Source organism: Bradyrhizobium sp. MOS001, assembly GCF_004634465.1.
Taxonomy (GTDB): Bacteria; Pseudomonadota; Alphaproteobacteria; order Rhizobiales; family Xanthobacteraceae; genus Bradyrhizobium; species Bradyrhizobium barranii.
Genome location: NZ_SPVJ01000105.1, coordinates 1 through 6,175 on the forward strand (window position 1 = coordinate 1; position 6,175 = coordinate 6,175).

The window sequence follows — 6,175 nt, forward strand, 5'->3', positions numbered from 1 at the left end:
GCTTGGTCGGCTTCGGCTTCGTGGCCCACGGGGCGCCCAGGACGAGTTTGTTCTGGCTGCCATCGCTCAAAATCTGAGGCGCCTCGCGTCGTTCGTTGCGCGACCACCACCCGGTCATGCATTGCGCATCGCGTAGCGTAGGAGTTGCGTTGAGAGCATTCGGGTCGGCGGATCAAAGCCGGTCGGCCTTCGAATGGCCGAAAGACATCCGTCGGTTACAGCCGACTTTTGCAACAAAATCGGCCAGTTGCAGACATCCGACAGCCATGTGACCATGGTGGCCGTTGTTGCAGCCCACGATCAAGAAATTCCAGAAAGAGATGGTTCGCTGAGACAAAGGCTCCGCGAGATCGACGAGTCATCGAGGCCCGACGGAGGGCATGTATTTGAGACATTCAAGCAACGCTGCGTGTCCTGGCGAAGGTGCAGTCCAGATCGGCGGTCGATCGCTAGCTTACCTTCAGGTCGGCGACCCGAACGGTCCGCTCGTGCTTCACAATCATGGCGGACCATCGAGCCGGCTGGAAGCCAAGGTTTTTGCGTCTCACGCGCTCAATCTTGGTTTGAGATTTGTGTGCGTGGACCGTCCAGGCCAAGGCAAATCAGATCCTCAACACGGTCGCACCTTCGCAGGCTGGGCCGCAGACCTGGAAGCGATTGCCAACGCTTTTGAGACCGATCGCTTTGCGGTCACAGGCTGGTCTGAGGGTGGTCCTTGGGCGCTCGCGGCAGCGGCGTACCTCGATCCCGCGAAGCTGATACACGTTACCAGCATCGCTCCCGGATCCTACGGCGCATTCGGTACGAATTGGGCAGCGAAGGATCTGTCCTCGACCGACGCCATGGGTGGGTTCCTTGCACTGCATTTCCGGCCGGGTTTCCAGCTGATGTATGACCTGATTGATCTCGCTGCGACGCGGTTTCCGGAGCAGTACAAGAAGGCATTGCTGAAGGCGAGCTGCCCCGCTGACCTCGCGGCGCTTGCTGATGACGATGTGCTGAGTGCCATCGTGGAGTCCGGACGCGAGTGCTTCCGGCAAGGCGTTGACGGTCTCGTGACCGATGCGCAGATGCTCTACCAACAGTGGCCATTCGACGTCACGGCGATCCATAGGCCGGTTCATCTGTGGCAAGGCGGCGCCGATACGTTTGTGCCTTACGCAGTAAACAAACCGCTGGGTGAGCGGATGCCTGGAGCGGTATGGCACGAAGTCGCTGATGGCGGGCACTTTATTGCGAGTTCACACGCCGCCGAAATATTGGCGGTCGTTGCTAACGATCTGGCAGCAACGGCGTGATTTCGGTCTCCCATCGTCCCGATGGGAATGTCCGCTACGGATCAAAATGCGAAGAACGCAGAGCGGGCAAAGTCAGTGCGCTCTACCCCACCAAGCGGACCTCAATGAAAGGTCTCGCCACTTCGCTGATGGGCCAAGAGCCGACATCAACCCCTGGCATCCCGTCAAGGCGTGCTTGGCACTGCCGTCTGATCCGTCATACAGTGTGCTGTGGGTTGGATAGCGTGCCATGGCAGAAGAGCGGCCGGTCCGGGTCGAGCGCAGGTTGTCGGCGATATTGGCCGCCGACGTGGCTGGCTATTCGCGGCTCATGCACCATGACGAAGAAACGACGCATGCCAAACTGACGGCACTCCTAGCGGACGCTGTTGAACCGAGTATCGCCGAGCACGGTGGCCGCGTGGTGAAGAACACCGGAGACGGGTTCTTGGCGGACTTTCCGAGTGCGGTCCAAGCGGTTCGGGCTGCTGTTCAGTTTCAAACCCGCATCAAGGAACTTACAATTGGTGACGCGGAAGACAGACGCATTGCTTTGCGCGTGGGCGTCAATATCGGCGACGTAATTGTCGAGCCCCATGACATCTTTGGAGATGGCGTCAACGTCGCGGCGAGACTTGAGAGCATCGCAGAACCCGGCGGCATCTGCATCTCGTCTTCTGCCTACGATCAAGTCCGAGGCAAGGTCGGGGTTGAGTTCACCGATCTGGGCGAGCAGAACCTCAAGAATATTGCTCGTCCGATCCGAGCCTATGCCGTGGCCCGAGAGGGACTTAGCCCGGTGACAAAGGTCGGCAGCACGACGCCAAGCTCGCTTTCAGCGCCGCGTCTGTCCATGGTGGTGCTGCCGTTTGCGAATATTGGTGGCGATCCCGAGCAAGACTATTTCGTTGACGGCGTGACCGAGAGCCTGACCACAGACTTGTCGCGCATCAATGGCTCATTCGTGATTGGCCGACACACCGCATTTACGTTCAAAGGCAAAGCGGTTGATCTCAAGCAGATCGGGCGCGAGTTAAACGTCCGCTACGTACTGGAGGGCTCGGTGCAGCGTGGTGGCAACCGGCTTCGCGTGAATGTTCAGCTGATCGACGCCGAGACTGGCAAACACCTGTGGGCCGAACGGTTCGATAAGCCAGTCGCTGATCTATTCGATATGCAGGACGAAATCGTATCGAGGCTCGCCAACACGCTAAATACTCAACTTGTTGAAGCTGAGGCGCGGCGGGCGGAGCGTTCGCTGCATCCCGATGCGATGGATTTTATTTTCCAGGGCATGGCTTGCTTAAACAAGGGAAGGACTTCCGAGTATCTTGCGCAATCGCGCAGCTTTTTTGAACGCGCCTTGGCGCTCGATCCCAAAAATGTCGAAGCGCTGGTCGGATTGGCAGTTGTTGATGCGGCAGCTGTTGGCATGGCTTTGACCGTTGAGCGGGCCGCGCGTCTCGCAGCGGCTGAGACGGCCTTGATCAAGGCTCTGTCCCTGGCCCCCCAGCACGCACGCGCCCACTGGCTTCTCGGAAACATCAAAATGTTCACAAACCGCGCGGCCCAAGGCATTGCTGAATGCGAGCAGGCATTGGCGCTGGATCGAAACCTAGCTAATGCGCACGCCTACATTGGTCGCGCCAAGTATCTTCTCGGTCGCGGCGAGGAGACTGAGGCCCATGTCCAAGAGGCACTCCGCCTCAGTCCTCGTGATACGGAGGCTTTTGTTTGGATGATGTTCGCGGGCTTCGCCAAGCTGCAGCTCGGCGCCGATCAGGAGGCGGTCGCACGGTTCCGTCGCTCGGTCGAGATCAACCGAAATCATCCACGCGCGCACATCTATCTTGCCACCGCGCTAGCGCACCTCGGTCAGCTTGATGAGGCGCGATCCGCGGCCCAAGCAGGGCTTGCGCTCGACCCGACTTTCACTATCTCCCGCTTCCGCGCCAACGTGCCGAGCGACCATCCGACTTACCTCGCTGGACGCGAGCGCTTCTGTGAGGGCATGCGCATGGCCGGGGTGCCAGAGGGGTGATGTCGGAGACGGGTCAGAAGCGGCGGTAGACGCCAAGCTGCTTAGGCGTCTGGTTTACCTCCGACAGCCGACATGACACGTGTTCGGGCGAGTTTCGGCTTCGGGCCACAAGCAGACTCATGCACTGCAGCAAACGGCATCTCTATTCGTCCACCTCGTCGCCACGGGCGAAATCCTTGGCTGCGACGGTCACTCGGGCATCCCGGCTTGCCGCAATCCTTCTTCATATCGCGAGACGTCTTCGGCACGCCGATAAGGGCCCAGCACGTGTTTGAGAGTGGAAACATGTAGCGCGGGATTTAGTTGCCGCAGCCGAGCCACTGCCTTACGTGCCTGCTCCGGCCGTCCGGCCATTGCGTTGCTTGCGGCGTCGATGCGTAATCCCGCTTGATGGTCCGGTTTGTCCTGCAATGCCATTGCCGCCCACGATGCTGCCTCGTCATAGCGGCCCAGGAAGAAATGTGCATGCGCGGTCCCGCTTCGCATTGCCATCGCCCACGGATCAAGTGGGTTCAGACGCATGGCATGCGCGAAGCGCTCGATCGCCAGTTCCGGTTCACCGAGCCAGAGTTTCACCCAGCCGCCGCAATACCATGCGTCGGCAGAATTGGAATTGAGCACAAGCGCGCGATCGATTAAGGCGGCGCCTACCCCGAGATCGCGAACAACATACGCTAACGCCCACCCGCTCGCGGCGAGCGCGATCGCGTCGTCCTTGCCCAACTCGACCGCCCGCCGAGCGAGCCTCGTCACTTCGGCAATCTCGTTCGCTGTGTTTGAAATCCAGCCTTCGCCCTTTGCATAGACGTGGCAAGAGGCGGCACGACCGTAGGCGGACGCAAAGTCTGGGTCGAGCTCAATCGCACTGTTGAACAGGCGCAATGCCTCGTCGTTAGCTTGCCGGTTGGCAAACTGATAAAATCCGGCCAAACCGCGCAAGTAGAGGGCATAGGCGTCGAGACTCTCGGTCGGCTTGCGCTTGGCACGCTCGATCTCGGCTTTTTCCACCGCTGGCGCGATCGCCCCGACAACGCTCTCGGTCACCTGGTCCTGCAGAGCGAAGATGTCGCCGAGGCCACCATCAAACCGATCTGCCCAAAGATGGGCTCCGGTGGCGCTATCGACGAGCTGTCCTGTGATGCGCACTCGGTTTGCCACTTTGCGAACGCTGCCTTCCAGCACGTAGCGCACCCCAAGCTCGCGTCCAATCTGCTTCACGTCGACGGCGCGCCCCTTGTAAGTGAAGCTCGAATTGCGGGCGATGACGAACAGCGCCTTGAAATGAGACAGCGCCGTGATGACGTCTTCGGCCATTCCATCAGCAAAGTAGTCCTGTTCCGGATCACCGCTCATGTTGGTGAATGACAGAACAGCGATGGAGGGCTTATCAGGAAGGGCAAGGGCTGGCTTCGATTCTGGCGAAACTGTCGTTTTCGATTCCTTCGCGCCAGAAACCGCGAACACTTGCACCGGTCGCGCGATGTTCTTCAGCGCGATCTCGCCCTTGTCGTCAAAACACACATTGATCCGGTCACGGACCTGATCGTGAACAGCACGAGAGATCGAAATGCCTCCCGGCACAGCGATGCTTTCGAGCCGCGCTGCAATATTGACGCCATCGCCGAAGATATCGTTGTCGTCGATGATGACGTCTCCCAGATGGATGCCGATGCGGAACTCGATCCGCTCGGCCTGGGGTATCTCCGTGTTCTCGTCAGCCATGCCGCGCTGAACTTCGATGGCGCATCGCGTTGCATCGACGGCACTGGCAAATTCGACCAGCATACCGTCGCCAGTGGTCTTGACGATGCGGCCGCGATGTTTGGCGATTGTGGGGTCGACAAGCGCTTTTCTAAAAGCCTTCAGTTGCGCCAGCGTGCCTTCCTCGTCGGCACCAATCAAGCGGCTATAACCGGCGACATCCGCCGCCAGGATAGCCGTCAGTCGCCGCTCGACGGGCTCGCTGCTCAAGACGCACCCCCGGGCTCGGGAAGCTAGATGTCCATCATAGCAGCATCGTGGGCTGGTGTCCGGCCAGGACCAATGTCCGAGTTGGGTCAATCGCGTCGGTTTGGTTCTCCCGAGACGACTTCCGGTCAGCCCCAGTGAGCGGACATCTTTAGTACCCCTCGCCAGGTCTCATACGGGCCAAAAGCAGACATCGCCTCGACAGCCGCTTGTCTATCAGACAGTCCCAACACGGGAAGATATGTTAGAATTGCCCATCATCAGAATTGGGTCGATCTTTTGCGAGCACGACACGAGTGAGGATGTTGCAGGCTATGGCTGTGTCAGAAGACAGATTACCGACTGGCGGTTTTGCTCACTTGGTCCCTGAAATGGATGTGTTCGACCTCAAGCAGAGCACGACCTTTTGGTGCGACCTCCTTGGTTTCCGTATCGCCTATCAGCGGCCTGAAAGTCGATTTGTGTACCTGGAGTTTCAGGGTGCGCAGGTCATGCTCAGACAGCACAGCGGCCATTGGCAAACTGGTGCTTTAGAACGACCACTGGGGCGCGGTATCAACTTCCAAATCTTTGTCGGCTCCGTCGCGCCACTTCTCGATGCTTTGGAAAAGGCACAATGGCCGCTCTTCAGGGAATGTCACGATGCTTGGTATCGGATCGCCGGTGAGGAGCGAGGCAACAGGCAGTTTTTGGTGCAGGACCCCGACGGCTACCTTCTGCGTTTCGCGCAAGACCTGGGAAAAAGATAGCTTTTCGACCCAGCAATCCCACTTGGAGATTGTCCGCTAAGGGTCTTGGGTGTGTGCAAACGGATAGGTCGGCACGCGGCCGTGGTCGCCAATCGTTGCAGGCGGCCGATGTCTCGCGTCGGAGCGTCCAATGACTGGCC

General features: G+C 59.2%; 4 protein-coding genes. 3 read left to right on the top strand and 1 reads right to left on the bottom strand.

The window, feature by feature from the left end; genetic code table 11:
- Window positions 1-380: 380 nt before the first annotated feature.
- Both CT676_RS42745 and CT676_RS42755 read left to right on the top strand, forming a co-directional pair.
- Window positions 381-1,298: an alpha/beta hydrolase gene (locus CT676_RS42745; RefSeq protein ID WP_135217263.1), complete on the top strand. Its 918-nt coding sequence runs from the start codon at window positions 381-383 to the stop codon at window positions 1,296-1,298.
- Window positions 1,299-1,527: 229 nt separating this feature from the next.
- The gene (locus tag CT676_RS42755) at window positions 1,528-3,318 is read left to right on the top strand and encodes an adenylate/guanylate cyclase domain-containing protein (protein WP_167768349.1); all 1,791 of its coding nucleotides are present in this window, start codon (window positions 1,528-1,530) and stop codon (window positions 3,316-3,318) included.
- Window positions 3,319-3,507: 189 nt separating this feature from the next.
- Here the strand turns inward: CT676_RS42755 and CT676_RS42760 are convergent, their stop codons facing one another.
- On the bottom strand, window positions 3,508-5,289 hold the full coding sequence (locus tag CT676_RS42760) for an adenylate/guanylate cyclase domain-containing protein (RefSeq protein WP_223153860.1): 1,782 nt from the start codon (window positions 5,287-5,289) through the stop codon (window positions 3,508-3,510).
- Window positions 5,290-5,588: 299 nt separating this feature from the next.
- Here CT676_RS42760 and CT676_RS42765 point away from each other — a divergent pair, with 299 nt between their 5' ends.
- The gene (locus tag CT676_RS42765) at window positions 5,589-6,035 is read left to right on the top strand and encodes a VOC family protein (RefSeq protein WP_075019313.1); all 447 of its coding nucleotides are present in this window, start codon (window positions 5,589-5,591) and stop codon (window positions 6,033-6,035) included.
- Window positions 6,036-6,175: the final 140 nt, after the last annotated feature.